The sequence below is a fragment of the Streptomyces odontomachicola genome (assembly GCF_039605595.1).
Lineage (GTDB): Bacteria > Actinomycetota > Actinomycetes > Streptomycetales > Streptomycetaceae > Streptomyces.
Genome location: NZ_JBCFOK010000007.1, coordinates 317,940 through 344,279, shown reverse-complemented (window position 1 = coordinate 344,279; position 26,340 = coordinate 317,940). Strand labels below are relative to the sequence as shown.

The following is a 26,340-nucleotide window of genomic DNA, read 5'->3' as shown; positions in this document are numbered from 1 at the left end:
GCGGCGGCGTGACCGGTGACGACGGGGTCGGGGGCGAGGATCCCCGCGAGTCTGGATCAGCCGCATCGGGCGCCGCCGGTGACATTGACGGCGGCAGTGAGAGTGACGCGCATGATCCGGAGGAACCGGCGGCCCCGAAGGAACCACCGGCCACGAAGGAGCCGCCGGCCTCGAAAAACCCGGCGGAGCCGGACTCGAAGGCCCCGGCAGATTCCAAGCCCCCGACGGACCCAACGGACCCACCGGACGTGCCGGGCTCGGAGGGCCTCACCGAGGACCTGTTCCCCCAGGGCGTCCCCCGCGTATCCCTCCGCAGCTCCGCCGAGCTCGCCGACGCCCTGCCCTATCTGCTCGGCTTCCACCCTGACGACTCCGTCGTAGTGGTGGCCCTGCACGGGGAGCACGGACGCTTCGGTGGCCGCATCAGGCTCGGCATTCCCACAGAGGTGGAGGAATGGTCGGCCGTGGCCGCGCAGGTGGCCGGCTGCCTGGAGAGCGGTTCCCTGGCGCGGGGCGAACGGCCTGACGGAGCACTCGTCTTCATCTGCCAGGACCCCGCAGAGGGGGAGAGCGGGGCCGACGTGATGCGCCGCCTCCGCCCGCTGGCCCAGCGGCTGCGGCTCGCCTGCGGACGGCTGGACATGCCGGTCTTCGAGGCGCTCTGCATCTCCGACCAGCGGTACTTCTCCTATTGCTGCCCCGACCGGAGCTGCTGCCCGCCGGAGGGCAAGCCACTGGCGGAGCCGGGCACCAGCGCAATGGCTGCGGCCGCCGCGTACATGGGCGTGGCCAAGCCCAGCGCGCTGCGCGATCTTGAGGCGCGGCTCGCGGAGCTGGGGCCTCCCGTGGCCTCCCAGCAGGAGCGTGCCCTCGACGCGGCGGGAGCGGAGCTGGTCCCGCGCATGCTGGGCGACGGCGGCATGACCGCGATCCGCGCGGAGACGATGACGCTGGCCGGGGCTCTGCTGAAGAGGTTCAGTGACGCACCGCCCCGGTCCCGTTCCTGGTCTGCGAGCGACGCCCAGGACGACAAGCTCCTGGAGACCGACGAGGCGGCCCGGGTGATTCTCGGACTCCAGGACCGCAAGACCCGCGATCAGGCAGCGGAGTGGATAGAGGGCCAGGACATCCAGCCCGCTGGCCGGCTGTGGCGAGCCCTGGCCCGGCGCTGCGTCGGCCCGTACACGGTGCACTCCGCGGCCCCGTTGACCCTGGCCGGATGGGTCTCGTGGTCGGGCGGCGACGGCCCGGCGGCCCGGGTGGCACTGTCCCGCGCACTGCGCGCCGACCCGGGCTATGTGTTCGCTCAGCTTCTCCAGCGCGCGTGCAACGAAGGCGTGGACCCGGAGCCGCTGCGCCGCAGCATGCGCAAGGAGCGCGACGCACGCCGCGCCGGCCGGAAGCGCGGCAGTACGGGCCAGGTGCCCTGGAACACACCGTGACCCCCGTTGCCCGCGCCCGTTCAGTTCCGTGAAGGGCGTGGGGCGGCGCAACCCCAGCACCCCAGCCCGACGGGCCACCCGGCCCCAGCCCCGTCCTGCCTCAGACCGCCCCCGACTCCGACCCCGCTTCCACCCACCGGAACCCCACACCCCCTCTCCCGGCCCGGCGCGAACAGCCCCGCAAGCCGGACACCCCCACCCCCACTCCACCTCCACTCACCAGGCAGCACAGGCCCGCGCCCACGACCAGCGCGGCAACCCGCCACCACAGCCACTGCCCTCGGGCCAACCACAGCGTTCCGGCCCGCCCGGAGCCGTGGCCGCCAGAGCTCTCGCAGAGAACGGAGCCCCCATGTCCGTGTCACCCCCTCCTCAGCCCCTGCCCTCTCGCCCCCGTTCCGAATCAGCCCCCGCCCTCACCAACTCCACATCGGAGAAAGGCAGTCACAGAACGGCCCCGAAACCCCCTGTCCGCCGTCCACCGGCGTCCCGCCCAGCAGCGCCACCGCCCACCGCGCACTCCTGCCTCATCGGGGTGGCCGCTCCCGCCCTGGTGATCTCGCCGGTCCACGGTCAGTTGACCGGAGAGGGCATGGAGGGGTTCTTCTTGGCCGGTCGCAGGGTCCTGGCGCGCAGTGTGCTGACCGTCGCGGGCCGGGAGCCCGAGCCCCTGCAGGGCAGAGAGCTGAGCGCCGCGGAGACACGCTTCGTGGCCGCGGTCCGTACCCAGGCGGAACCCGGGCCCGACCCGGAGATCACCGTCGAGAGGCTGCGCTCCGCCGACGGCACGGAGCGCTTCACGTTCCACAACTCCGGTGTGCAACAGGTGCGTTTGCTGATTGAGCTGAGGCTGGGCACCGACCTTGCCGACCTCGGCGTGATCGCCGCGGGCAAGGAGAGCCAGACGGTCCCCGCCGCGGTTCACGGCGCCGGCCTCTCCTGGACGGCCGGCGGATGGCGGGCCACCGTGGCCACCGACCCCGCCCCGGAGACGGCGTGGGCCTCCGCAGGGCTGCTGAGCTGGGAATGGGAGGTGGCACCCGGCGCCCGGCGTGTCCTCAGGCTGACGACCGCCCTAGAACCCCAGGCGCAAAGAAGGGAGCCGGGGAAGCGCCACACAAGCGGGCCGGTCCAAGACTCGGCCACCGCCGCGAGGCGCAGCGCCGGACGACCACCACTGCCCTGGGGGACGGCCGAGGCAGAGGGAGACGACGCGCGTCTCGGCGGCCTCCTGCGGAGCTCCCTCGATGATCTCGGAGCCCTGCTGCAGCGCGACCCGGCACACCCCTCGGACCTGCACCTCGCGGTCGGCGCCCCCTGGCGGTGCGCCTTCGGCCCTGCAGAATCCCTGCGCGCGGCAAGGATGTTGCTGCCCTTGGGCACCCGCCTTGCCGCGGGCACCCTGCGCACTCTCGCCCGCGGGCAGCTCGACTCGGGCCAGGACGCCGGACGCCTGCCCGGGCCCCTGCGGCACAACGGTCCGCATGTCGCTCCCGGCTGTACGGGTGTGGAAGCCACCCTGCTTTTCCCCGCTGTGCTGGCCGAGGCATGGCTCTGGGGCCTGCCGGAAGAGGAGGTCGAGCCCCTGCTCACGCCTGCCGAACGCTGCCTTCGCTGGCTGCTTCGTACGGCAGGGGAGGAGGGGTACGTGCCCGACCCGGCGCCCGACGGTCCGTTCCGGTGCGAGGTACAGGCGCACGCGCACCGGTCCGCGATGCTGGGCGCGGCCCTCCTCGAAGGATTCCAAGGCCGAGGCTCCGGCGGGGAGTTGAGGGAGTGGGCGGCCTCACTGCGGCGGCGGTTTCAGGCCGACTTCTGGCTCGAGGACCGCAGCGGCGGGAGACCCCTGGCGGCGCGCACCCGGAGCGGTGACACCGTGCCCCACCTCGGCTCCGCGGCCGCCGAACTCCTCGACACCGGGCTCGGCCGGGGCGGCCAGGCGGCAGAAGGGCTGCTCGACAAGGCGCAGACCGACCAGCTCGCGCGTCTCCTGGGCAGCCCCTCCCTCGACTCCGGCTGGGGGCTGCGCAGCCTCGGCGCGAAGGAGCACCGGTACAACGCCTTCGGCCATCGCGGGGGAGCGGTGCACGTTCCCGACACCGCCACGGCCGTCGCGGGGCTGGCGGCCGCCGGGTACGAGAAGGAGGCCGGTTCGCTGCTGCGCGGGGTCCTGGACGCGGCGGGCGGCTTCGGGCAGCGCCTGCCGGAGATGTACGCGGCTGAGCAGCGCACCGAGGGCAGCGCACCCCTGCCGCATCCCGCCGCGTGCCGCCCCTCGGCGACGGCCGCTGCCGCCGTGGTCCGGCTGCTCGGCACGCTCGCGGGGATCTGCCCGGACGTTCCCGCCGGCACGGTCTCCCTCCGCCCCCTGGTGACCGCGCCGCTCGGCGCCGTACGTCTCACGGGGCTGAGCGTCGGCGGCGCCCCCTTCTCCGTGCGGGTCAGCAGAATCGGCATGGCCGTGGCGGAGGAGGCGGCTGATGGCCTGCAACTTCTCTGCTGAGCTGCTGAGGCGTACCGGAGTTGGAGGTGGCGGGGATGTGCTGGAGTCCGGACTGTTTATCGTCAGGGAGACGACTATGATCGCGCCATGTCCTACGATCCGTCGGCCTTCCCGCCCTTCGCCGTCACCGTCGACCTGGTCGTTCTCACCGTGCGCAAGCACGCGCTCTGCGCTCTGGCCGTGCGGCGCGGTGAGCCCCCGTACCAGGGCTGGTGGGCGTTGCCCGGCGGCTTCGTACGGCCCGACGAGGACATCACAGCGGCCGCCGCGCGCGAGCTCGCCGAGGAGACGGGACTGCGTACGGAGGCGCCCGGCGACCAGAATCCCTGCGCCCACCTGGAACAGCTCGCCACCTACGGCGACCCGCAGCGTGACCCGCGCATGCGCGTCGTCAGCGTGGCCCACCTCGCCCTCGCCCCCGATCTTCCCGCCCCGGTCCCGGGAGGGGACGCCCGCAGCGCGCGCTGGGCGCCCGTCGGGGAGCTCCTCGAAAACGGCGAGACCGCAGGAGGCGGGCGTGAGGGCGAGCTCGCGCCGTCCCTCGCCTTCGACCACGGGCGGATCCTGGCCGACGGGGTGGACCGGGCGAGATCGAAGATCGAGTATTCCTCGCTGGCCACCGCCTTCTGTCCGCCGGAGTTCACGGTGGGGGAGCTGCGCAGGGTGTACGAGGCGGTGTGGGGAGTCGCCCTCGACCCGCGGAACTTCCATCGCAAGGTGACCGGGACACCGGGGTTCCTGGTGCCGACGGGAGGGACGACGACCCGTCAGGGAGGGCGCCCCGCACAGCTGTTCAGGGCCGGGGGCGCCACCCTCCTCAACCCCCCGATGCTGCGCCCCGAGGTGTGACGCGCCGGGGCGGGGCCGGGCGCCGTAATGCTCCGGGCCCTCCACCGGTGAGCTGCGACGCAGCGGAAGATCGCCAACGTGGCGCCGGGGAAAGGGAGATGGAGAGGCGGGGCTGCTGTCTTTCCGATAAGGCGTCAATCGCGCGGAAGGCAGCGATCACCCTTTCGTGTGCTTTTCACCAAAGCCCTCAAGGCCGCTCCGAGGCCCGCCGACAAAGGAGGGCGTGACTACCCTTGCGCACTCCATGATGACCACGGCTCGCTCGGCCGAAGCCGGCCTCACCGGCCCGAGCGAGCTCGACCGCTACGCGTACGCCGAGTCCACGGGCGCGGCACGCACGACCACCAACGCCCCAGCCTGGGAAGGCTCCGAGGCCGACATGAGCCGAGTAGGACGGCGTACAGCCGGCAGCCGCGGGCGCGGACTGCACGGTCAACTGGTCCAGCAGCTCGGCCAGATGATCGTCTCCGGCGATCTCGGGGCCGACCGTCCGCTCGTCCCCGAGGAGATCGGGCAGCGCTTCGAGGTGTCCCGCACCGTCGTCCGCGAGTCCCTCCGGGTTCTCGAGGCCAAGGGCCTGGTGAGCGCCCGCCCCAACGTCGGCACCCGCATCCGCCCCGTCAGCGACTGGAATCTGCTCGACCCCGACATCATCGAATGGCGCGCCTTCGGCCCCCAGCGCGAGGACCAGCGCCGCGAGCTGTGCGAACTGCGCAGCGCCATCGAGCCGCTGGCCGCCCGGCTCGCGGCGGAGGGCAGCCGGGACGAGGTTCCGCAGCGTCTCGTCGACATGGTCGAGATCATGACCCACGCGCTGTCCCAGGGCGACAGCCTCACGTTCTCGCGCGCGGACGCGGAGTTCCACGGGCTGCTGCTGCAGGCCGCGGGCAACCGCATGCTCGAGCACCTCGCCGGAATCGTTTCCGCAGCGCTCCAGGTGTCCGGCGGCCCCGCCTGCGGGTGCGAGCGGCCCACCGAGGCCTCGCTCGGCCACCACCGCAGGGTCGTCGAGGCGATCAGCGCGGGCGAGGCGGCCGCTGCGGAGACCGCCGTGCGGCAGCTGCTCGCACCGCACACCGAGGAGGAGCAGCGCGAGCCCCGGGAGACCAGGGCCGCGGCGTCCACCGCGTCCGGCGGGGCGGAGCACGTGGTCCCGCCCCCGCGCGAACACTGAAGCCGGGCGGCCTCGGGCCCCCGCCGCCCGTACCGGTCAACTCCCGTGTCAGCGAAGCCCCTGACAGCGGATACGGCCGCACCGCCCACCCGGCGGCGCGGCCGTATCCGTTTCGCCGTGCGCGTCACCGTCCGTGGCGCCGCGACGCCGCGTCCGGGCCGAAGATCCGTGAGTTCAGAGGGGATTCGTCCGGTTCTCGGTGCATACATTCCGGTACAGGGTGTGACTCGGGCCACGCGGATGGGGCGTAACGCTTCCCGTTCCCGCGCGATGACTCAAGAGGTGACAGCCGAGGAGGGAATACCGGGGCCGCGCGTGGCGCTCACGCAAAGCACCGTTTTTTCTCCAGTGCTCAGCCCGCGCCGTCGGTTCATCCCCGCCGACGGTCCGCCATTTCCATCGTTCCGAGAGGTTGTTCGTGTCGGCCAGCACATCCCGTACGCTCCCTGCGGAGATCGCCGAGTCCGAGTCTGTGATGGCGCTCATTGAGCGGGGAAAGGCTGAGGGGCAGATCGCCGGCGACGATGTGCGTCGGGCCTTCGAGGCTGACCAGATTCCGCCAACCCAGTGGAAGAATGTTCTGCGCAGCCTCAACCAGATCCTCGACGAGGAGGGTGTGACGCTGATGGTGAGTGCCGCAGAGGCGCCCAAGCGCACCCGGAAGAGCGTCGCGGCGAAGACCCCGGCCAAGCGCACCGCCACCAAGTCGGTCGCGGCCAAGAGCGCCCCGGCGAAGAAGGCCCCTGCCACCCCGACCGCCGCCCCGGCCACACCTGCCGCCCCGGTGGGCGCCGCCGCTCCGGCCCAGCCCGAGACCCCGCCAATGGTCACCCCCGAGGCCGCAGACATGGACGACTCCGCCACGTCTTCCGCCAAGAAGACGGCCGCCAAGAAGGCCGCGGCAAAGAAGGCCGCCCCGGCGAAGAAGGCCGCCGCCGCGAAGAAGACGGCGACCACCACCACCGCAGCCGCCAAGAAGACCACGACCAAGAAGTCCGTGGTCGAGGAGCTTCTCGAGGAGGAAGACCTCGTAGAGGAGCTCCCGGCGAAGCCGGCCACCAACAAGCCGGGCGCCGAGGACGGCCCCACGGCCGAGGCCAAGGAAGAGGGCTTCGTCCTCTCCGACGACGACGAGGACGACGCGCCGGCCCAGCAGGTCGCCGCCGCGGGCGCCACCGCCGACCCGGTCAAGGACTACCTCAAGCAGATCGGCAAGGTCCCGCTGCTCAACGCCGAGCAGGAGGTCGAGCTCGCCAAGCGCATCGAGGCCGGCCTGTTCGCCGAGGACAAGCTGGCCACCGAGGAGAAGCTCGCGCCGAAGCTGCACCGCGAGCTGGAGATCATCGCCGAGGACGGCCGCCGCGCCAAGAACCACCTGCTGGAGGCCAACCTCCGCCTCGTGGTCTCGCTGGCCAAGCGCTACACCGGCCGCGGCATGCTCTTCCTGGACCTGATCCAGGAGGGCAACCTGGGTCTGATCCGTGCGGTCGAGAAGTTCGACTACACCAAGGGCTACAAGTTCTCCACGTACGCGACCTGGTGGATCCGGCAGGCCATCACGCGTGCCATGGCCGACCAGGCGCGCACCATCCGTATCCCGGTGCACATGGTCGAGGTCATCAACAAGCTCGCCCGCGTGCAGCGCCAGATGCTCCAGGACCTGGGCCGCGAGCCCACCCCGGAGGAGCTGGCCAAGGAACTCGACATGACCCCGGAGAAGGTCGTCGAGGTGCAGAAGTACGGCCGCGAGCCGATCTCCCTGCACACCCCGCTCGGCGAGGACGGGGACAGCGAGTTCGGCGACCTGATCGAGGACTCCGAGGCGGTCGTCCCGGCCGACGCGGTCAGCTTCACGCTGCTCCAGGAGCAGCTGCACTCCGTTCTCGACACGCTCAGTGAGCGCGAGGCAGGCGTGGTCTCGATGCGCTTCGGCCTCACCGACGGTCAGCCGAAGACCCTCGATGAGATCGGCAAGGTCTACGGCGTGACCCGTGAGCGCATTCGCCAGATCGAGTCCAAGACGATGTCGAAGCTGCGCCACCCCTCCCGCTCCCAGGTCCTTCGCGACTACCTGGACTGAGCCGGACTGATCAACAGCGCGGCACAGCGCGGCGGTTACGGCGGCGGCCGACACCCTCTCCGGGTGCCGGCCGCCGCCGCGTATGTGCGCGACCGGTGCGCCGACAGACCGCCTGCGGATGCGGACGCGCCGGGCGGGGATCACGCTGGGTGGTCCCGGAGTCCCGTACGGTCAGGAGGCTGTATGCGTACCCTTCGTGCTCTCCGTGTCCTGGTCCCGCTCCTGCTGGGGGCCCTGCTCGCCGCGCTCATCGCGCCGCAGGCCGTCGCCCGTGAGCGGCGGATCGTCGGCGGACAGTCCGTGTCCTCGGCCGCCCATCCGTGGACGGTGGCGCTCTCCAGCCGGGACCGCTTCGGCAGTGGGCGGTCCGGACAGTTCTGCGGCGGCGCCCTGGTCGGCACGCGGACGGTCGCCACCGCGGCGCACTGTCTGAGCAGGGAGATCCTCGGAATGAGCCATAAACGGCTCAACGATCTGAAGGTGATCGTCGGCCGCGGCGACCTGAACGGCAAGACGGGCCGCGAGGTGCGGGTCGCCAAGATGTGGGTGAACCCGAAGTTCGACAGCAAGACGAACTCCGGCGACGTCGCCGTCCTGACCCTCGCCAAGGCGCAGCCGAAGCGCTCGGTGATCGGCATGGCGAACAAGGGCGACAGTGCGTACGCGGCAGGGACGCCGGCGCGGGTGTTCGGCTGGGGCGACACGAGCGGTAACGGCGACTACTCGGCCACATTGCGTGCCGCGAGCGTGCAGATGCAGAAGGACTCGGACTGCCAGCGCGCGTACCCGGGCAATGCCGACGGGAAGTTCGAGCGCGCCACGATGGTCTGCGCGGGGGTGCCCCAGGGTGGCAAGGACGCCTGTCAGGGCGACAGCGGCGGTCCGCTGGTGGCGAAGGGACGGCTGGTCGGCCTGGTGTCGTGGGGCACGGGCTGCGGCGAGAAGGGCCGGCCCGGGGTGTACACACGGGTGTCCGCCGTCGCCGATCTGATCCGGGCGCACGGCGCAGGCTGAGCGCCCCCAGAAGCCGAGGGGCCGCCAGGGCCGGATCCGGGGCGGGCAAGGGGAAATCCGGACAGGCAGAGAGCCGCACACAGGCGTGAGCAGGCGCCAGGCGGTAAGCGCACAAAACAGTGCACGCACAAGCAGGAAGCCGGACGAGGGGGAGAAGGCAGAACGGGCGGCCACCCGCTGGATCGGGTGGCCGCCCGTCGTGGTCCGGCTCCTGTCGCCGGTCCGAGCTCGTCTCGGACTTCCGCTAGCCGCGTCAGGTCAGCGGCTCTCTGCGGAGCGGCTCAGCGCTCTTCTTCCGCTGCCGATTGGGGAGTAGCGGTGAGCTTCTCCGTCTCGTCCTGTATCTCCGCGGCGATCTTCTTGAGCTCCGGCTCGAACTTGCGTCCGTGGTGGGCGCAGAACAGCAGCTCTCCGCCGCTCAGCAGAACGACGCGCAGGTAGGCCTGAGCGTTGCAGCGGTCGCATCGGTCGGCGGCCGTCAGCGGGGTCGCGGGGGTCAGAACTGTAGTCACGTCGCCTCTTCTCTAGCTCGACGAGCTGTCGTACCAGGGTCAACATCCAACCCGGCCGAAAACGTTCCCGCTCTCGGCGATTCCTCGGAAATTTTTCCGCGAGGCGGCCGGACGTTGCCGGGTGGCGGCGAATGAGCCGTATTGCGTCTGGTGATCGCGGTGGATCGGGTCGGGGACTCGGTGGCTTGGTGTGTTGTCCGTGTGTCCGTCTTCTGTTGTCTTCAACGTCTTCCGCTGTGTTGAGGAGGACGTGCCCGGAGCCTAAATGGTTCATGCCCCGATGTGAACGTGATGTACGCGTCACCGGACCGAGTTATCGAACAGGTGAGCGAGTATGGTTTACCATACCCCTCACGCTGGTGTCGCCGTGGTCACAGCCCGGGTGGCGCGAGACGCCCCGTTCAAAGGCTCGGTACCCTCTGATCCGGCAACACAGCCATCAGCGAGCCGAATTCAGCGAGGAGCGAACCGCGTGACCGCCGAGACGTCCGTGCCGTCCACCGCAGTGCTGACCGGGGCAGACCGGGACGGCGGGTCCAATTACACCGCGCGGCATCTGCTCGTCCTGGAGGGACTGGAGGCGGTGCGGAAGCGGCCCGGCATGTATATCGGGTCCACCGACAGCCGCGGGCTGATGCACTGCCTGTGGGAGATCATCGACAATTCCGTCGACGAGGCGCTGGGCGGCCACTGCGACGACATCGCGATTACGCTGCACGCGGACGGCTCGGTCGAGGTCGCCGACAACGGCCGCGGCATCCCGGTGGACGTGGAGCCCAAGACCGGCCTCTCGGGCATCGAGGTCGTGATGACCAAGCTGCACGCCGGCGGCAAGTTCGGCGGCGGCTCGTACGCGGCGTCGGGCGGCCTGCACGGCGTCGGCGCCTCCGTGGTCAACGCGCTCTCCGCGCGGCTGGACGTGGAGGTGGACCGCAACAGCCGTACGCACTCGATCAGCTTCCGGCGCGGTGTGCCCGGGATCTTCACCGAGTCCGGGCCCGACGCCCCGTTCGACCCGTCCACCGGCGTACTCAAGGGCAAGAAGATCCCCAAGACCCGCCAGGGCACCCGCATCCGGTACTGGGCTGACCGGCAGATCTTCCTCAAGGACGCGCGGCTGTCCCTGGAGACGCTGCACGCGCGGGCCCGCCAGACCGCCTTCCTGGTGCCGGGGCTGACCCTGACCGTGCGCGACGAGCGCGGCCTGGACGGCGCCGACGCCAGCCAGGAGGTCTTCCACTACGACGGCGGGATCAGCGAGTTCTGCGAGTACCTCGCGCAGGACCGGCCGGTCAGCGACGTGCTGCGGCTCCAGGGCAAGGGCAGCTTCAAGGAGACCGTGCCCGTGCTCGACGACCGCGGGCACATGATCCCGACCGAGGTGCAGCGGGAGCTGGGCGTGGACATCGCGCTGCGCTGGGGCACCGGCTACGACACGACCCTGAAGTCCTTCGTCAACATCATCGCCACCCCCAAGGGCGGCACCCACGTCTCCGGCTTCGAGCGCTCCATCGCCAAGACGGTGAACGAGGTGCTGCGCTCGACCAAGCTGCTGCGGGTCGCCGAGGACGACGTGTCCAAGGATGACGCGCTGGAGGGGCTGACCGCGGTCGTCACGGTGCGGCTGGCGGAACCGCAGTTCGAGGGCCAGACCAAGGAGGTGCTCGGCACCTCGGCGGCCTCGCGGATCGTGGCGCAGGTGGTGGCCAAGGAGCTCAAGGACTTCCTGACCTCCACCAAGCGGGACCACAAGGCGCAGGCCAGGGCCGTGCTGGAGAAGGTCGTCGCGGCCGCCCGCACGCGGATCGCGGCGCGGCAGCACAAGGAGGCGCAGCGCCGCAAGACCGCGCTGGAGTCCTCCGCGCTGCCCGCGAAGCTGGCGGACTGCCGCAGCGACGACGTGGACCGCAGCGAACTGTTCATCGTGGAGGGCGACTCCGCGCTGGGCACGGCGAAGCTCGCGCGGAATTCGGAGTTCCAGGCGCTGCTGCCGATCCGGGGCAAGATCCTCAACGTCCAGAAGTCCTCGGTCTCGGACATGCTGAAGAACGCCGAGTGCGGGTCGATCATCCAGGTCATAGGAGCCGGGTCCGGGCGGACCTTCGACATCGACCAGGCGCGGTACGGCAAGGTGATCTTCCTCGCCGACGCCGACGTGGACGGCGCGCACATCCGCACGCTGCTGCTGACGCTCTTCCAGCGCTACATGCGGCCCATGATCGAGGAGGGCCGGGTCTTCTCCGCTGTGCCGCCGCTGCACAGGATCGAGCTGGTCAACCCCAAGAAGGGGCAGGACAAGTACATCTACACCTACTCCGACAACGAGCTGCGGCAGACCCTGCTGGAGCTCGAGCGGACCAAGGTGCGCTACAAGGAGTCGATCCAGCGCTACAAGGGCCTGGGCGAGATGGACGCCGACCAGCTCGCGGAGACCACCATGGACCCGCGGCACCGCACGCTGCGGCGCATCAACATCAGCGACCTGGAGTCGGCCGAGCAGGCGTTCTCGCTGCTCATGGGCACCGAGGTGGCGCCGCGCCGCGAGTTCATCAGCTCCTCGGCCGCGACCCTGGACCGCTCGCGCATCGACATCTGACGGCCGCGGCCTGCGGCTGCCGACCGCCGCCGGCCACCGAAGCTGCCGCCAGGCACCCGTCGCCGCCGCCTGCCGTACGGGGATGCGTACGGGGACTGCGTGAGCCGTACGTGACGGTGCCCCGTACGGGGTTCCGCGAGCCGTAATTGATGAGGGCTCTCCACCCACGGGTGGAGAGCCCTCGCCGTTGTGGCCTCCGGTTTTCCACCCGGAACCAACCCGTGCTCCGATCCGGTGACCGGGTCCCGCTCCGTAGCGTCGGGTGCGTTGTCCGCATCCTCGTTCGTGGAGTCGCCGATGTCCGGTCCGGAATCCGTCCTGGTGCTTGTCGCGGTCCTCGCGCTGGTGCTCGTACGGCAGGTCAAGCCGCAGCAGATCAGCGCGGGCGCCCGGATCTGGGTGCTGCCCGCCGTGCTGGCGTACTGCGCGCTGAGGCAGCCGGGGCTGCTCGATCCCGCCCGCCCCGTGGCCTCGGGCTGGCTGCTCGCCGCCGAGTTCGCGGTTGGTCTCGGCACGGGGGCGCTGTGGGCATGGTCCATGCGGGTGTGGGCCGGCGACGACGGGACGGCCTGGGTGCGCGGCTCCATATCCACGGCGGCCGTCTGGATAGCCGGGATAGCCGTGCGCGGCGGTCTGGTCGCCCTCGGCGCGGTGCTCGGCATACGCCTGGGAGGCTCCGGCGGAGGGGCTCTCCTGCTGGGCTTCGCCGTCACGCTGCTGGTGCGCAGCGGGCTGCTGGCGTGGCGGGCCGGGCTTCTGGCCCCGGCGTACGGTGGTCCGGTCGGCGGCCGGAAAGCGGCCGCGGGAAAGGACTGCTGAGGGTGACGTCGGCCTGGACCCGGTGGCCCGGCAGGGAGGCGCTGGCCCACGAGGGGCGCAGCGGTGCCCGCCTCTGGCTGGGCCGGATCGTGCGAGTCCTGGGGCTGGTGCTGCTGGTCGTGGCCGTGCTGTCGGAGGTGCACGGCTGGTCGGGCGGCGTGTGGCGGGGGACCGCGGGGGTTGCCGGTATCGGTTTCTGCGCGGCGGCGTTCTGGGCCTATCACCGCACGACCTTCGAGCACCGGCTGTGGCCCTCGCTCGGTCTGCTGGGGCTGATGTTCGCGGGGGCGCTGGGGTATGCGGCAGTGGACCTGCGGGTTCCGGGGCTGGTGGTCTTCTGCGCCTGTGTGCTCATCGCGGTGGAGCGGCTGCCGCTGGCCGCAGCTCTGCCCGCCGCCGGTACGGCGCTCGTGGCGTACACGGTCTTCACCGCCGGCTCTTGGACGGCCACCGCCGCCACCACGGTGGGACTCGGACTGGCCGGCTATGTGTCGCGGCTGGACGCCGAGGCCCGGGGCAGCACGATCCGGTTGCTGGCGCAGGAGCGGGCGGCCCGTGCCGCTGAGGCGGAGTCGGCGGCGCTGGCCGAGCGGGCCAGGATCGCGCGGGAGATCCACGACGTGCTGGCGCACAGCCTCTCGGCGCAGCTGGTGCATCTGGAGGCGGCGAGGCTGCTGGCGGAGCGGGACGGGGACGGTTCGGAGCGGGCGCAGGTGCTCGAGCGGATCGTCGCCGCACGGCGGATGGCGAGGGAGGGGCTGGCGGAGACCCGGCAGGCACTGTCCGCGCTCCGGGGCGAACTGGTGCCGGTCGCGGAGTATCTGGAGGAGCTGGCGCGGGAGCACGGCGCCCGGCTCGACACCGGGGGCACGGCCAGGGCGCTGGGCCCCGAGGCAGGCCAGGCGGTGCGACGGGTCGCACAGGAGGCGCTCACCAATGTGCGCAGGCACGCGGCGGGAGCGGAGACCCGCGTCCGGCTGGTGTACGAGGAGGGGGAGACGGTCCTGGAGGTGCACAACGACGGGGTGCCGGAGGGTGCCGGGAGGAAGGGGGTTCAGGAGGGAGAGGCGGCGTCGGGCGGCGGTTATGGGCTGCTCGGCATGCGGGAACGGGCCGAACTCCTCGGTGGCACGCTGGAGGCCGGACCCGAAGGGGGAGGATTCACGGTGCGGTTGAGGGTGCCCGAGTGAGCGGTGGAGTGGGCCTCGGCGCGGGCGGCGCGGGTGGGGCGGAGGGCTCCGGGGGAGCGAGCCCGATCCGTGTGGTCGTGGCGGATGATCAGACGGTGGTGCGCGAGGGCATCGTGATGCTGCTCGGGCTGCTGCCGGGGATCGAGGTCGTCGGTTCGGCGGCGGACGGTGAGGAGGCCGTGCGGCTGGTGGCCGAGCTCGCCCCCGAGGTGGTGCTGATGGATCTGCGGATGCCTCGCTGTGACGGGGTCGAGGCGACGCGGCGCATTCGTTCGGGGCATCCCGGGACGGAGGTGGTCGCGCTCACGACGTATGCCGATGACGACTCGCTGTTCTCGGCGCTGCGGGCGGGGGCCCGGGGCTATCTCACCAAGGATGCGGGAGGGGAGGAGATCGCCAAGGCCGTCGCCGATGTGCGTTCGGGGGCCGCGGGGCTCTCGCCCGAGGTGCAGCGCAGGCTGCTCGACCGGGTGGTGGCCGAGCCCCAGGAGCCGGAGCCAGAGCCGGAGTTGGGATCGGAGGCGGAGAGCGGGGGCGAAGTAGACCCTGAGGCGGGGGAGTTGCCGGATGGGCTTACCTCGCGGGAGGCGGAGGTGATCTCGTTGATCGCCGGCGGGCTCAGCAACGCGGAGATCTGCCGGGTGCTGCATGTGAGTCCCGCGACGGTGAAGTCGCACATCAACAGCCTTTTCGCGAAGACCGGTTCGCGGGACAGGGCGCAGGCGGTGCGGTATGCGTTCCGGAACGGCCTCGCACGGCCGCGCGACGACGACGTCACCTGATGGGGTGGTCGGTCAGGAACGCCGCGTCCGGGCTCTTGTGCTCTGCCCATGCTGAGGCATGTCCACCGATTCCACCGACTCCTCAGGGACCCCGGGTTTCCCCTCCGTCGCCCCGGGTTCCTCCGGCGACCCCTGGTATGACGTCGTCGGCTCGGGACCGCCGCAGGCGGCCCGGGCGCCCCATGTGCCGCAGCAGGAACGATGGGTGACCGCTGAGGACGCGCGGTCGGCCGTGTATCTGACGGTTCACCGCAGTCCGGCCTTTCAGCAGGTGCGCAGCCGGTATCGGCGCTTCGTGCTGCCCGCCAGCGCCGCCGCGCTGGCCTGGTATCTCGCGTATGTGGTGACCGCGACGGCGGCGCCGGGGCTGATGGCGCGCCCGCTGGTGGGCGTGTTCAACGTGGCGATGGCGGCTGGGCTCGCTCAGTTCGCCACGGTCTTCCTGCTGACCTGGGCGTATGCGCGGCATGCGCGACTGCGCCGGGACCGGCTGGCGCTCGAACTGCGCTGGGAGGCGCAGGACATGGCGCGTACCGGCGTCGCCTCGGCCCTCGGCGAGCGGGAAGGCGCGCGGTGACCGGGAGCCATCAGACGCTGACGATGCTGCTGTTCACCGCGATCGTGGCGGTGTCGCTGGCGATCACGAGTTGGGCGGGGAGGCGGCGGCACGGTTCGCCGGAGGAGTTCTATGCGGGGGGACGGCTGTTCTCGCCCATGGAGAATGGTTTCGCCCTCGCCGGGGACTACATGTCGGCCGCCTCCTTCCTGGGCATCGCCGGGATGATCGCGCTGTTCGGCTACGACGGCATGCTCTACTCGGTGGGCTTCCTGGTCGCCTGGCTCGCCGTGCTGCTGCTCGTGGCCGAACTCGTGAGGAACTGCGGGCGGTTCACGCTCGCGGACGTGGTGGCCGCGCGGATGCGGGAGCGGCCCGTACGCATCGCCACCGGTGTTTCCTCGGTGACCGTTTCGGTGCTGTATCTGGTCGCCCAGATGGTCGGCGCGGGCAGTCTGGTCGCGTTGCTGCTCGGCGGCGGTACGGGGAGCGTGGCGCGTTCCTGGACCGTCGTCGGGGTCGGGGCGCTGATGGTGATCTACGTGTCCTTCGGCGGCATGCGGGCCACCACCTGGATCCAGATCGTGAAGGCCGTACTGCTCATGGGCGGGGCCGTGGCGCTGACCTGCATGGTGCTGGTGAGGTTCCACGGCGACGCGGGGGAGCTGCTGTCCAGCGCGGCCCAACGCAGCGGCCACGGGCGGGACTTCCTCGCACCGGGACTGCAGTACGGCGGCGGCTGGGCGCACCGGCTGGACTTCATCAGCCTCGGCCTCGCGCTGGTGCTGGGCACGGCCGGACTGCCGCACATCCTGTCCCGCTTCTACACGGTGCCGACCGCGCGCGCTGCCCGCCGTTCCGTGGTGTGGGCGATCGGGCTGATCGGCGCGTTCTACCTGATGACCATCGTGCTCGGCTTCGGCGCCGCGGCGCTGGTCGGTCCCGACGCCGTGCGGGCCTCGGACGCGGCGGGCAACACCTCGGTGCCGCTGCTCGCGATGGAGCTGGGCGGCGGTGGCGGTTCGGCGGGCGGGGCCGCGCTGTTCGCGCTGGTGGCAGCGGTGGCGTTCGCGACGATCCTGGCGGTGGTCGCGGGCATCACGCTCGCCTCTTCGGCCTCGGTGGCGCATGATCTGTACGCCTCGCTGAAGCGTTCCTCCACCGCTGGCGGCAAGGGCGGCAAGGTCCGTACGGAGGTCGGAGTCGCACGTGTCGCGGCCGTCGGCGTCGGGGCGGCGGCCATCGGACTCGGGCTGCTCGCGCAGGAGTTGAACGTAGCCTTCCTCGTCGGCCTCGCCTTCGCGGTGGCCGCCTCGGCGAATCTGCCGGTGCTGCTGTACGCGATGTTCTGGCGGCGCTTCACTACGCGGGGCGCGGTGTGGTCCGTGTACGGGGGCCTGGTGCCGGCGGTGTTGCTGGTGGTGTTCTCGCCCGTGGTGTCGGGGGTTCCCGGTGCGCTCTTCCCCGGGGTGGACTTCGCGGTGTTTCCGCTGGAGAACCCGGGGCTTGTGTCCATTCCGCTGGGGTTTCTCGCGGGGTGGGCCGGCACGGTGAGTTCGCGTGAGCGGGGGGATGAGGTGCGGTATGCGGAGACGGAGGTGCGGGCGCTTACGGGGGCGGGGGCGGTGTAGGTGCGCGCTGTGTGTGGGTGCTGTGCGCGTGCGTTGGGTGCGTGGGGCTGTGGCCTCGCGGCCGGCGGTTCCGGTGTGCCCACCCTCCCCCAAGCTCTCCGGCTTCGCTCCGAGCAGGGAGGTACCCCCCTCGCCCCTGCGGAACGACTGCCCACACCTCAGCGGGGGGGGCTTATCGGAGTGCGTGGGGCAAGTTCACTGTGAAGACTGCTCCGCCGGTCTCGGCGCCTGTCACCTGGGCCGTGCCGCCGTGGCGTTCTGCCAGGCGGCGTACCAGGGCCAGGCCCAGGCCGCGGCCGCGGTGTGCGGGGGCGTCCTTGGTGGACCAGCCCTCGGAGAAGACGCTTTCGCGCTGCTCAGGGGGTATGCCGGGGCCGCTGTCCCGTACCCGCAGCAGCACCTCCGTACCGGCATCGGAGCCCGGCGCCGACAGCTCGACCTCCACCCAGGCGTCCTGCGAACCGGCCGCCGCGTCCAGTGCGTTGTCCACCAGGTTGCCGACCACGGTGGCCAGTTCGCGCGGGTCGAGGAGGCGGTCGGGGAGCGCGCTGCCGGGCGCGATGCGCAGGGCCACGCCGCGCTCGGCGGCGACCGTCGCCTTGCCGACCAGCAGCGCGGCGAGCAGCGGGTCCTGCACCCTCTCGGTGATCTGTTCGGCGGTGTCCCTGCGTACCCCGACCACCTCGCTCAGGTAGTCCGCCGCCTCCTCGTACATCTCCAGCTCCAGCAGGCCGAGGAGGATGTGCATGCGGTTGGCGTGTTCGTGGTCCTGGGCGCGCAGGGCGTCGATCAGGCCGCGGGAACCGTCGAGTTCGCGGCCCAGCAGCTCGACCTCGGTGCGGTCGCGGAGGGTGGCCACGGTGCCGCCGTCGCCGGTGGGCATCCGGTTGGCGATCAGTACCCGCTCGCCGCTGACCGTCAGCAGGTCCGAGCCCGTGACCCGGCCGGAGAGCACGTCGGTGGTGCGGCCGGGGCCCAGGGCGTCCTCCAGCCCGCGCCCGGTGTCCTCGGGGCGCAGCCCGAGCAGCCGCTGGGCCTCGTCGTTGGCCAGCCGGATGCGGCCCTTGCGGTCGAGCGCGACGACGCCCTCGCGGATGCCGTGCAGGATCGCCTCGCGCTCGGACAGCAGCGCGGAGATATCGGAGAAGGCCAGGTCATGGGTGCGCCGCTGGAGCCTGCGGGACACCAGGTAGGCGGCCAGCGCGCCGAGCGCGAGCGCGCCGCCCGCGTACGTCAGCACCACCGGCACCTCGCCGAGCAGCCGGTCGCGGACGCTGTCGTACGCGATGCCCACGGACACCGCGCCGACCGTCCTGCCCTGCGCGTCGTGCACCGGGACCTTGCCCCGCGCGGAACGGCCCAGCGTGCCGTTGTCGATCTGCCGCACCTGGTGTCCGGCCAGCGCCTGGCTGGGATCGGTGGAGACGTGTTCGCCGATTCGCGCGGGGTTGGCGTGTGACCAGCGGATTCCCCGGTGATCCATGATCACGACGTAGGCCGCCCCGGTGGACTTCCTGATGCGCTCCGCCTCGCGCTGCACCGGTCCCGCGTGCTCCGGCGGCCCGTCGGAGGCCAGCCGTCCGGCGAGGCCCGGCTGCTGCGCGGTGGTCTGGGCGATGGCGAGGGCGCGGTCCATGGCCTGGTCGTCCAGTTCGTCGCTGAGCGGCGCGAGGAAGAGCCCGGTGGCCAGCACCGTGACCCCGGTCGTGATCACCAGCTGTACGAGGAGGACCTGCGAGAACACCCGCCGCGGCCAGTGCACCCAGCGGGGCAGCCAGCGCGGCCGGCGCAGGGAGCGGGGGCGGCGTACGCGGCCGGCGCGCGGCCCGGGCTGCGGCGCGGACCGCTCCGCGGCCTGGTCTGCGGCCTCTGCGCTCATGGGGTCCTCGGGCGGTACGGGGGAGGGGACTGGAGTGGTCCCGGTGCGGGTGCGAGGACGGTAACCGCTGACCGGCCCCGGGCGCTGTGACCTGAGGCGCTGAGAGCTGTGGCACCGTGACCTGTTCGTCCGGGGCCGCCGCCCGTTCGGCTACGATCGGCAGCCAGTCTCCGGCACCACGCGCGCAGCGCGCGCCCCGCACACCGGGCCGCGCGCCCCGCCGCACGGTGCCGTACCTCGTACGTACCGCAACCACATCTCCGGCAGGGGGCGCCTCCTTGGGCACGCGACGCATCCCGGTCATTGTTCTCGCGGGGTTCCTCGGCTCCGGCAAGACGACCCTGCTCAACTGGCTGCTGCGGCGCGGCAGAGGCACCCGCATCGGCGCCGTCGTGAACGACTTCGGCAGCATCGAGATCGACGCCATGACCGTGGCGGGACAGGTCGACTCGATGGTCTCGCTCGGCGACGGCTGCCTGTGCTGCGCCGTGGACACCAGCGATCTCGACGGGGTGCTGGAACGTCTCGCCGAGCCCTCCGCCGGCATGGACGTGATCGTCGTGGAGGCCAGCGGGCTCGCCGAGCCCGAGACGCTGTTCCGGATGATCCTGGCCAGCGGCAGCGAGCACATCGTGTACGGCGGCCTGGTGGAGGTCGTGGACGCGGCGGAGTTCCACGCGGTGCGCGAGCGCCATCCCGAGCTGGACCGCCATGTGCGGGCCGCCGACCTCGTGGTGCTCAACAAGACGGACCGGGTCGCCGACCAGCAGCGGGACGACCTGTACGCGGAGCTGTCCGCGCTCAGCCCCGGCACCCCGGTGGTCCCGGCCTCGTACGGGCGGGTCGATCCCGCGCTGCTCTTCGACCCGGCGGTGCGGGAGCGGCCCGCGGTCGAGCAGCTCTCCTTCGACGCGCTGCTGTACGAGGACGAGGAGGAGGAACACCAGGGCCACGGCGGAGAAGCGGACCACGGGGGCGCGTGCGGCGAGGAGTGCGCCCACTCGGCGCATCTGCACGCGGCGTACCAGAGCGTGGAGTTCACCTCGGAGCGGCCGATGGACCCGCGGCGGCTGCTGGAGTTCCTGGACGCCCGCCCGGACGGGCTCTACCGCATCAAGGGCTTCGTCGACTTCGGCGCCGTGGACCCGGAGCAGCGGTACGGGGTGCACGCGGTCGGCGGTTTCCTGCGCTTCGCGCCGGGCGCATGGGAGCGGGGGGAGGAGCGCCGTACGCAGCTTGTGCTGATCGGTACGGGGCTGGAGGCGGAGGCGCTGCGGGCCTCCCTGGCGGCGTGCGTGGCACCCGACGGCGCGGTGCCGGACGAGCGGGCGGAGCGCGCGCTGTGGAGCGTGCAGCGGTACGTGGACGCGGAGCGGCCCGAGGAGCCTGAGGAAGAGGACCGCGACGGGGACGAGCCCGGCGAGGGCGATCCCGACGGGCGCGACCCCGACGAGGGCCGTTACGGCGAGGACGACCTCGAACCGCTGGCCCCCGAAGACGACTTGGACCCCGTGCGATAGCGGGGCCCGGCGAAGGGTGCCCGCGGGAACCGTCCCGCGGACACCCCTCCAGCGTCACGCGCCTCCGGTGCCCGGCGCCTCCAGCGCCGGGCACCGGACTACACCGGCCCCGCCACCACCGAGACCTGCTTGGCCAGCGGCACCCCGGAGCCGTCGCGGCGCGGGTCGGGCTCGGGGAGCTCGACGGGGGCGCCGCTCTTGTTCGCCGCGCGGGCCGGTGTGGGGCCCGCCCAGGCGAGGGTCAGGCAGTCCTCGCCCTTCAGGAAGCGCTGGCAGCGCACGCCGCCGGTGGCCCGGCCCTTGCGCGGGTACTGGTCGAAGGGCGTGAGCTTCGCCGTGTGCTCGGCCATCCCGGACAGCGCGCCGCGCGAGCCCGCGACCGTGAACACCGCGGCGTCGGCCGAGGGATCGACGGCCGTGAAGCAGATGACCTTGGCCTCGCCGGTCAGCTTGACCCCGGCGACGCCGCCGGCCGCCCGGCCCTGCGGGCGCACCTGGGAGGCCTGATAGCGCAGGAGCTGGGCCTCGTCGGTGATGAAGACCAGGTCCTCCTCGCCGGTGCGCAGCTCGGCCGCGCCGACGATGCGGTCGCCGTCCTTGAGGGTGACGACCTCCAACTCGTCCTTGTTGGACGGATAGTCCGGCACGACGCGCTTGACCACGCCCTGCTCGGTGCCGAGCGCCAGCCCCGGCGAGGACTCGTCGAGCGTGGTCAGGCAGATCAGCTCCTCGCCCTCCTCCAGCGGCAGGAACTCCGAGACCGGCGCGCCGCCCGACAGGCTCGGCGCCGCCATCGACTCGGGGAGCTGCGGCAGGTCGACCACCTGGAGCCGGAGCAGACGGCCGGCCGAGGTGACCGCGCCGACCTCGCCCCGGGTCGTCGCGGGCACGGCGGAGACGATCACATCGTGCTTCACGCGCTTGGCCTCGGCGTCGAAGGTGGTCCCGCCGTTCGCCGTACGCGCCAGCAGGCCCGTGGAGGAGACCAGCACGCGGCACGGGTCGTCGGCGACCTCCAGCGGCACGGCCGCCGCCTGCACCTCGCCGTGCTGGAGGAGCTCGGTGCGGCGCGGGGTGGCGTACTTCTTGGCCACGGCGCCGAGTTCGGAGGAGACGAGCTTGCGCAGCTCGGAGTCCGATTCGAGGATGCGGGTCAGCTCCTCGATGTCGGCCGTGAGCCTGTCCCGCTCCTGCTCCAGCTCGATGCGGTCGAACTTGGTGAGCCGGCGCAGCGGTGTGTCCAGGATGTACTGCGTCTGGATCTCGCTCAGGCCGAAGCGCTCCATGAGCGCCGTCTTGGCCTCCGCCGCGTTCTCGCTGGAGCGGATGATGCGGATGACCTCGTCGATGTCGACCAGGGCCACCAGCAGGCCTTCGACCAGGTGCAGCCGGTCCTGGCGCTTCTTGCGGCGGAACTCGCTGCGCCGCCGCACCACGCGGAAGCGGTGGTCGACATAGACCTCCAGCAGCTCGCGCAGGCCCAGGGTGAGGGGCTGGCCGTCCACCAGCGCCACGTTGTTGATGCCGAAGGACTCCTCCATCGGCGTCAGCTTGTAGAGCTGCTCCAGCACGGCCTCGGGGTTGAAGCCGTTCTTGAGCTCGATCACCAGGCGGAGGCCGTGCTCGCGGTCGGTGAGGTCCTTGACGTCCGCGATGCCCTGGAGCTTCTTGGAGTTGACCAGGTCCTTGATCTTGGAGATGACCTTCTCGGGGCCGACCGTGAAGGGCAGCTCGGTCACGATCAGGCCCTTGCGGCGCGGGGTGACCTGCTCGACCACGGCGGTGGCGCGCATCTTGAAGCTGCCGCGGCCGCTGGTGTACGCGTCCTTCACGCCGTCCAGGCCGACGATCCGGCCGCCGGTGGGCAGGTCGGGGCCCGGCACGAAGCGCATCAGCGTCTCGAGGTCGGCGTTCGGATGCTTGATCAAGTGCCGTGCGGCGGCGATGACTTCGCCGAGATTGTGCGGCGGCATGTTGGTCGCCATGCCGACCGCGATGCCGGAGGCGCCGTTGACCAGCAGGTTCGGATAGGCGGCCGGGAGGGTGGCCGGCTCCTCCTCGCTGCCGTCGTAGTTGGGCCCGAAGTCGACGGTCTCCTCGTCGATGGACTCCACCATGAGACCGGCGGCGGGAGCGGCGCGGCACTCGGTGTACCGCATGGCGGCGGGCGGGTCGTCGTTGCCCAGCGAACCGAAGTTGCCGTGGCCGTCCACGAGGGGGAGGCGCATGGAGAAGGACTGCGCCATGCGCACCAGCGCGTCGTAGATGGCGCTGTCGCCGTGCGGGTGGAGCTTACCCATCACCTCGCCCACCACCCGGGCGCACTTGACGTACGAGCGCTCGGGCCGCAGCCCCATCTCGTGCATCTGGTAGAGGATGCGCCGGTGCACGGGCTTCATGCCGTCGCGGGCGTCCGGGAGTGCGCGCGAGTAGATGACCGAGTAGGCGTACTCCAGGAAGGAGCCCTGCATCTCGTCGACGACGTCGATGTCGAAGATGCGCTCTTCGAAGTCGTCGTCCGGCGGCGGGGTCTTCGTACTGCGGGGGGCCATCGCGGCTGCGGCTCCTTCGGTGCGTGTGCGGTGCGAACCTGCGGCTCTGCCTGACAGAGGAACGCGGACCATTGTGGACCGCGCCACCGACAGCGGGCGCCCCGACCCGGCGGAGCGCGGGCTGCCGACCGCTTCAGCGGCCTGGGAAGCCCGCTTCCGCCGTCCCGGGAGCCCGCTTCCGCCGGCCAGAACGGCGCCTCCGTGACCGGTGCCGTGACCGGCCCCGTGAACGGGCCGCTGCCCGGCGTCGGCGGCGGGACTCCGTAGACGGTACGGGAACTTCGCCCTTTGTCGGCGCGGTTGCATACAGTGACAGGATCGCCTGACGCCAGACGACCACCAACTCCCGCGAGCGAAGGGACTGCACGCCCATGGGTCACACGGCCACGCCCCCGCCTGCCACCGGCGGGCTGACAGCGACCGAGCACAGGCTGGCCAACGGACTGCGGGTGGTGCTCTCCGAGGACCACCTGACGCCCGTCGCCGCGGTCTGCCTGTGGTACGACGTCGGCTCCCGCCACGAGGCCGCGGGCCGCACCGGCCTGGCCCACCTCTTCGAGCACCTGATGTTCCAGGGCTCGGCGCAGGTCAAGGGCAACGGGCACTTCGAGCTGGTGCAGGGCGCCGGCGGCTCGCTGAACGGCACCACGAGCTTCGAGCGCACCAACTACTTCGAGACCATGCCGGCCCACGAGCTGGAGCTCGCGCTGTGGCTGGAGGCGGACCGGATGGGTTCGCTGCTGACCGCACTCGACGACGAGTCGCTGGAGAACCAGCGGGACGTGGTCAAGAACGAGCGCCGCCAGCGGTACGACAACGTGCCCTACGGCACCGCCTTCGAGAAGCTGGCCGCGATGGTCTACCCCGAGGGCCATCCGTACCACCACACGCCCATCGGCTCGATGGCCGACCTGGACGCCGCCTCGCTCGAGGACGCCCGCGCCTTCTTCCGTACGTATTACGCGCCCAACAACGCGGTGCTCTCCATCGTCGGCGACATCGACCCGGAGCAGACGCTCGCCTGGGCGGAGAAGTACTTCGGCAGCATCCCCGGCCACGAGGGCAAGCACCCGCCGCGGGACGGCTCGCTGCCCGAGACCCTGGGCGCCGAGCAGCGCGAGGTCGTCGAGGAGGACGTCCCGGCGCGCGCCCTGATGTCCGGTTACCGGCTGCCGCACGACGGCACCCGCGAGGGCGACGCGGCCGACCTGGCGCTCACGGTGCTCGGCGGCGGCGAGTCCTCCCGGCTGCACAACCGCCTGGTGCGCCGCGACCGGCTCGCGGTCGGCGCCGGGTTCGGGCTGCTGCGTCTTGCCGGCGCGCCCTCGCTCGGCTTCCTGGACGTGAAGGCGTCCGGCGGGGTCGAGGTGTCCGCGATCGAGGCGGCCGTCGACGACGAGCTGCGCCGGTTCGCGGAGGAGGGCCCGACCCCGGAGGAAATGGAGCGCGCCCAGGCCCAGTTGGAGCGCGAGTGGCTGGACAGGCTCGCGACCGTCGGCGGCCGCGCCGACGAACTGTGCCGGTACGCCGTCCTGTTCGGCGACCCGCAGCTCGCCCTCGGCGCGGTCTCCCGCGTCCTGGACATCACCGCAGACGAGGTGCAGGCGGTCGCCGCTGCCAGGCTGCGCCCCGACAACCGCGCCTCGCTGGTGTACGAACCGACCGCCGAAGCCGCCGACGAGGCCGAAGAGACCGAGGCCGACGAGAACGAGGAGCACGGCCAGTGAGCGACGCCGAAGCGCCCACCCCGGAGATGACCTTCCACCCGCAGCCGCGCGGCGGTCAGCCGAAGCCCTGGGCGTTCCCCGCCCCGGAGCGCGGCACGCTGCCCAACGGCCTGACCGTGCTCCGCTGCCACCGCCCTGGCCAGCAGGTCGTGGCCGTCGAGATCTGCCTCCAGGCGCCGCTGGACGCCGAGCCCGAGGGCCTGGACGGCGTCGCGACGATCATGGCGCGGGCCTTCTCCGAGGGCACGGACAAGCACGACGCCGAGGAGTTCGCCGCCGAGCTGGAGCGCTGCGGCGCCACCCTCGACGCGTACGCGGACCACCCCGGCGTCCGGGTCTCCCTGGAGGTCCCGGCCTCCCGGCTGCCCAAGGCGCTCGGGCTGCTCGCCGACGCGCTGCGCGCGCCCGCGTTCCCCGACGGCGAGGTCGAGCGCCTCGTCGCCAACCGCCTGGACGAGATCCCGCACGAGCTGGCCAACCCGGCGCGCCGCGCGGCCAAGGAGCTCTCCAAGGAGCTGTTCCCCGCCGAGTCCCGGATGTCCCGGCCCCGGCAGGGCACCGAGGAGACCGTCGCGCGGATCGACGCCGCCGCCGTGCGCGCCTTCTACGAGGCCCACGTACGCCCGGCCACCGCGACCGCCGTGGTCGTCGGCGACCTGGAGGGCACCGACCTGGACGCGGCGCTCGCCGACACCCTCGGCGCCTGGACCGGTTCCTCGGCCGAGCCGCTCCCTGTGCCCCCGGTGACGGCGGACGACAGGGGCCGTGTCGTCATCGTGGACCGGCCCGGCGCCGTGCAGACCCAGCTCAGGATCGGGCGCATCGGCCCGGACCGGCACGACAGCGCCTGGCCCGCGCAGGTGCTGGGCACCTACTGCCTGGGCGGCACGCTCACGTCGCGGCTCGACCGGGTGCTGCGCGAGGAGAAGGGCTACACCTACGGGGTGCGCGCCTCGGGCCTCGTGCTGCGCTCCACCGAGGACGGCGCGGGCGGCGCGGCGCTGCTGTCCGTCTCGGGCTCGGTGGCCACGGACGTGACGGGCCCGGCGCTCGCCGACCTGTGGAAGGTGCTGCGCACCCTCGCCGAGGGCGGGCTCACCGACGAGGAGCGCGACGTCGCCGTGCAGAATCTGGTGGGCGTCGCGCCGCTCAAGTACGAGACGGCGGCGGCCGTCGCCGACACCCTGGCCGACCAGGTCGAGCAGCACCTCCCCGACGACTACCAGGGGCAGCTTTACGCCCGCCTCGCCGAGACCGGCACGGTCGAGGCCACGGCGGCCGCGGTGAACGCCTTCCCGGCCGACCGCCTGGTCACGATCCTGGTCGGCGACGCGTCGCAGATCGCGGAGCCCGTGCGCGAGTTGGGCATCGGCGAGGTCACGGTGGTCACCGGGGGCTGAGGCCGTACGGGATCCCGTACGCGGCGCACCGAAAGGCGCATAGCGGGCAATTCGGATGGCTCGGCCAGAAGGGGCCGGGGGCGGAAGCAGTCGCCCCCGGCCCCTTCGCGTGCC

At 72.0% G+C, this 26,340-nt stretch carries 18 protein-coding genes; 15 read left to right on the top strand and 3 right to left on the bottom strand.

What is annotated here, in order from left to right; translation table 11 throughout:
* Positions 1 to 248: 248 nt before the first annotated feature.
* The 6 genes from ABEE00_RS15975 (at position 249) to ABEE00_RS15950 (ending at position 9,062) form a co-directional block, all read left to right on the top strand.
* The gene (locus tag ABEE00_RS15975) at positions 249 to 1,442 is read left to right on the top strand and encodes a DUF4192 domain-containing protein (RefSeq protein WP_345746125.1); all 1,194 of its coding nucleotides are present in this window, start codon (positions 249 to 251) and stop codon (positions 1,440 to 1,442) included.
* 535 nt (positions 1,443 to 1,977) lie between these two features.
* Positions 1,978 to 3,945 carry a glycogen debranching N-terminal domain-containing protein gene (locus tag ABEE00_RS15970; protein WP_345746124.1) on the top strand — a complete coding sequence of 656 codons (1,968 nt, stop codon included), beginning with the start codon at positions 1,978 to 1,980 and terminating at the stop codon, positions 3,943 to 3,945.
* Positions 3,946 to 4,032: 87 nt separating this feature from the next.
* Complete coding sequence (locus ABEE00_RS15965; protein ID WP_345746123.1) at positions 4,033 to 4,794, top strand: NUDIX hydrolase; 762 nt, start codon at positions 4,033 to 4,035, stop codon at positions 4,792 to 4,794.
* 247 nt (positions 4,795 to 5,041) lie between these two features.
* Positions 5,042 to 5,968, top strand: coding sequence for a FadR/GntR family transcriptional regulator (locus ABEE00_RS15960; RefSeq protein ID WP_345746211.1), 927 nt, complete (start codon positions 5,042 to 5,044; stop codon positions 5,966 to 5,968).
* A gap of 412 nt (positions 5,969 to 6,380) precedes the next feature.
* Positions 6,381 to 8,048, top strand: a complete 1,668-nt coding sequence (locus ABEE00_RS15955) for an RNA polymerase sigma factor (RefSeq protein ID WP_345746122.1) — start codon at positions 6,381 to 6,383, stop codon at positions 8,046 to 8,048.
* Positions 8,049 to 8,231: 183 nt separating this feature from the next.
* Complete coding sequence (locus ABEE00_RS15950) at positions 8,232 to 9,062, top strand: S1 family peptidase (RefSeq protein ID WP_345746121.1); 831 nt, start codon at positions 8,232 to 8,234, stop codon at positions 9,060 to 9,062.
* A gap of 281 nt (positions 9,063 to 9,343) precedes the next feature.
* Here the strand turns inward: ABEE00_RS15950 and ABEE00_RS15945 are convergent, their stop codons facing one another.
* The gene (locus ABEE00_RS15945; RefSeq protein WP_345746120.1) at positions 9,344 to 9,574 is read right to left on the bottom strand and encodes a DUF7455 domain-containing protein; all 231 of its coding nucleotides are present in this window, start codon (positions 9,572 to 9,574) and stop codon (positions 9,344 to 9,346) included.
* 472 nt (positions 9,575 to 10,046) lie between these two features.
* Here ABEE00_RS15945 and ABEE00_RS15940 point away from each other — a divergent pair, with 472 nt between their 5' ends.
* The 6 genes from ABEE00_RS15940 to ABEE00_RS15915 all read left to right on the top strand — a co-directional run bounded on the left by ABEE00_RS15940 (position 10,047) and on the right by ABEE00_RS15915 (position 17,148).
* Positions 10,047 to 12,170: a DNA gyrase/topoisomerase IV subunit B gene (locus ABEE00_RS15940; RefSeq protein WP_345746119.1), complete on the top strand. Its 2,124-nt coding sequence runs from the start codon at positions 10,047 to 10,049 to the stop codon at positions 12,168 to 12,170.
* 297 nt (positions 12,171 to 12,467) lie between these two features.
* A complete protein-coding gene (locus ABEE00_RS15935) occupies positions 12,468 to 12,989 on the top strand; it encodes a DUF1453 domain-containing protein (protein WP_345746118.1) in 522 nt (173 codons plus the stop codon).
* Positions 12,986 to 14,179, top strand: a complete 1,194-nt coding sequence (locus ABEE00_RS15930; RefSeq protein WP_345746210.1) for a sensor histidine kinase — start codon at positions 12,986 to 12,988, stop codon at positions 14,177 to 14,179. The genes ABEE00_RS15935 and ABEE00_RS15930 overlap by 4 nt, the downstream gene beginning before the upstream one ends.
* Positions 14,180 to 14,187: 8 nt before the next feature.
* Complete coding sequence (locus ABEE00_RS15925; RefSeq protein WP_451918598.1) at positions 14,188 to 14,961, top strand: response regulator transcription factor; 774 nt, start codon at positions 14,188 to 14,190, stop codon at positions 14,959 to 14,961.
* 58 nt (positions 14,962 to 15,019) lie between these two features.
* Positions 15,020 to 15,538: a DUF485 domain-containing protein gene (locus tag ABEE00_RS15920; RefSeq protein ID WP_345746117.1), complete on the top strand. Its 519-nt coding sequence runs from the start codon at positions 15,020 to 15,022 to the stop codon at positions 15,536 to 15,538.
* Positions 15,535 to 17,148, top strand: a complete 1,614-nt coding sequence (locus ABEE00_RS15915; RefSeq protein ID WP_345746116.1) for a solute symporter family protein — start codon at positions 15,535 to 15,537, stop codon at positions 17,146 to 17,148. Before ABEE00_RS15920 ends, ABEE00_RS15915 begins: the two co-directional genes overlap by 4 nt.
* Positions 17,149 to 17,320: 172 nt before the next feature.
* On the opposite strand, the gene ABEE00_RS15910 is transcribed toward ABEE00_RS15915, so the two are convergent.
* Positions 17,321 to 19,027: a sensor histidine kinase gene (locus ABEE00_RS15910; RefSeq protein WP_345746115.1), complete on the bottom strand. Its 1,707-nt coding sequence runs from the start codon at positions 19,025 to 19,027 to the stop codon at positions 17,321 to 17,323.
* A gap of 278 nt (positions 19,028 to 19,305) precedes the next feature.
* On the opposite strand from ABEE00_RS15910, the gene ABEE00_RS15905 reads away from it, so the two are divergent.
* On the top strand, positions 19,306 to 20,547 hold the full coding sequence (locus tag ABEE00_RS15905) for a CobW family GTP-binding protein (protein WP_345746114.1): 1,242 nt from the start codon (positions 19,306 to 19,308) through the stop codon (positions 20,545 to 20,547).
* 98 nt (positions 20,548 to 20,645) lie between these two features.
* Here ABEE00_RS15905 and ABEE00_RS15900 read toward each other — a convergent pair whose 3' ends face one another.
* A complete protein-coding gene (locus ABEE00_RS15900) occupies positions 20,646 to 23,099 on the bottom strand; it encodes a DNA gyrase/topoisomerase IV subunit A (protein ID WP_345746113.1) in 2,454 nt (817 codons plus the stop codon).
* Positions 23,100 to 23,470: 371 nt separating this feature from the next.
* On the opposite strand from ABEE00_RS15900, the gene ABEE00_RS15895 reads away from it, so the two are divergent.
* Both ABEE00_RS15895 and ABEE00_RS15890 read left to right on the top strand, forming a co-directional pair.
* Positions 23,471 to 24,826, top strand: coding sequence for a M16 family metallopeptidase (locus ABEE00_RS15895; protein WP_345746112.1), 1,356 nt, complete (start codon positions 23,471 to 23,473; stop codon positions 24,824 to 24,826).
* A 26-nt stretch (positions 24,827 to 24,852) separates the two neighbouring features.
* Positions 24,853 to 26,226, top strand: coding sequence for a M16 family metallopeptidase (locus ABEE00_RS15890; RefSeq protein WP_345746208.1), 1,374 nt, complete (start codon positions 24,853 to 24,855; stop codon positions 26,224 to 26,226).
* The last annotated feature ends 114 nt before the right edge of the window (positions 26,227 to 26,340 follow it).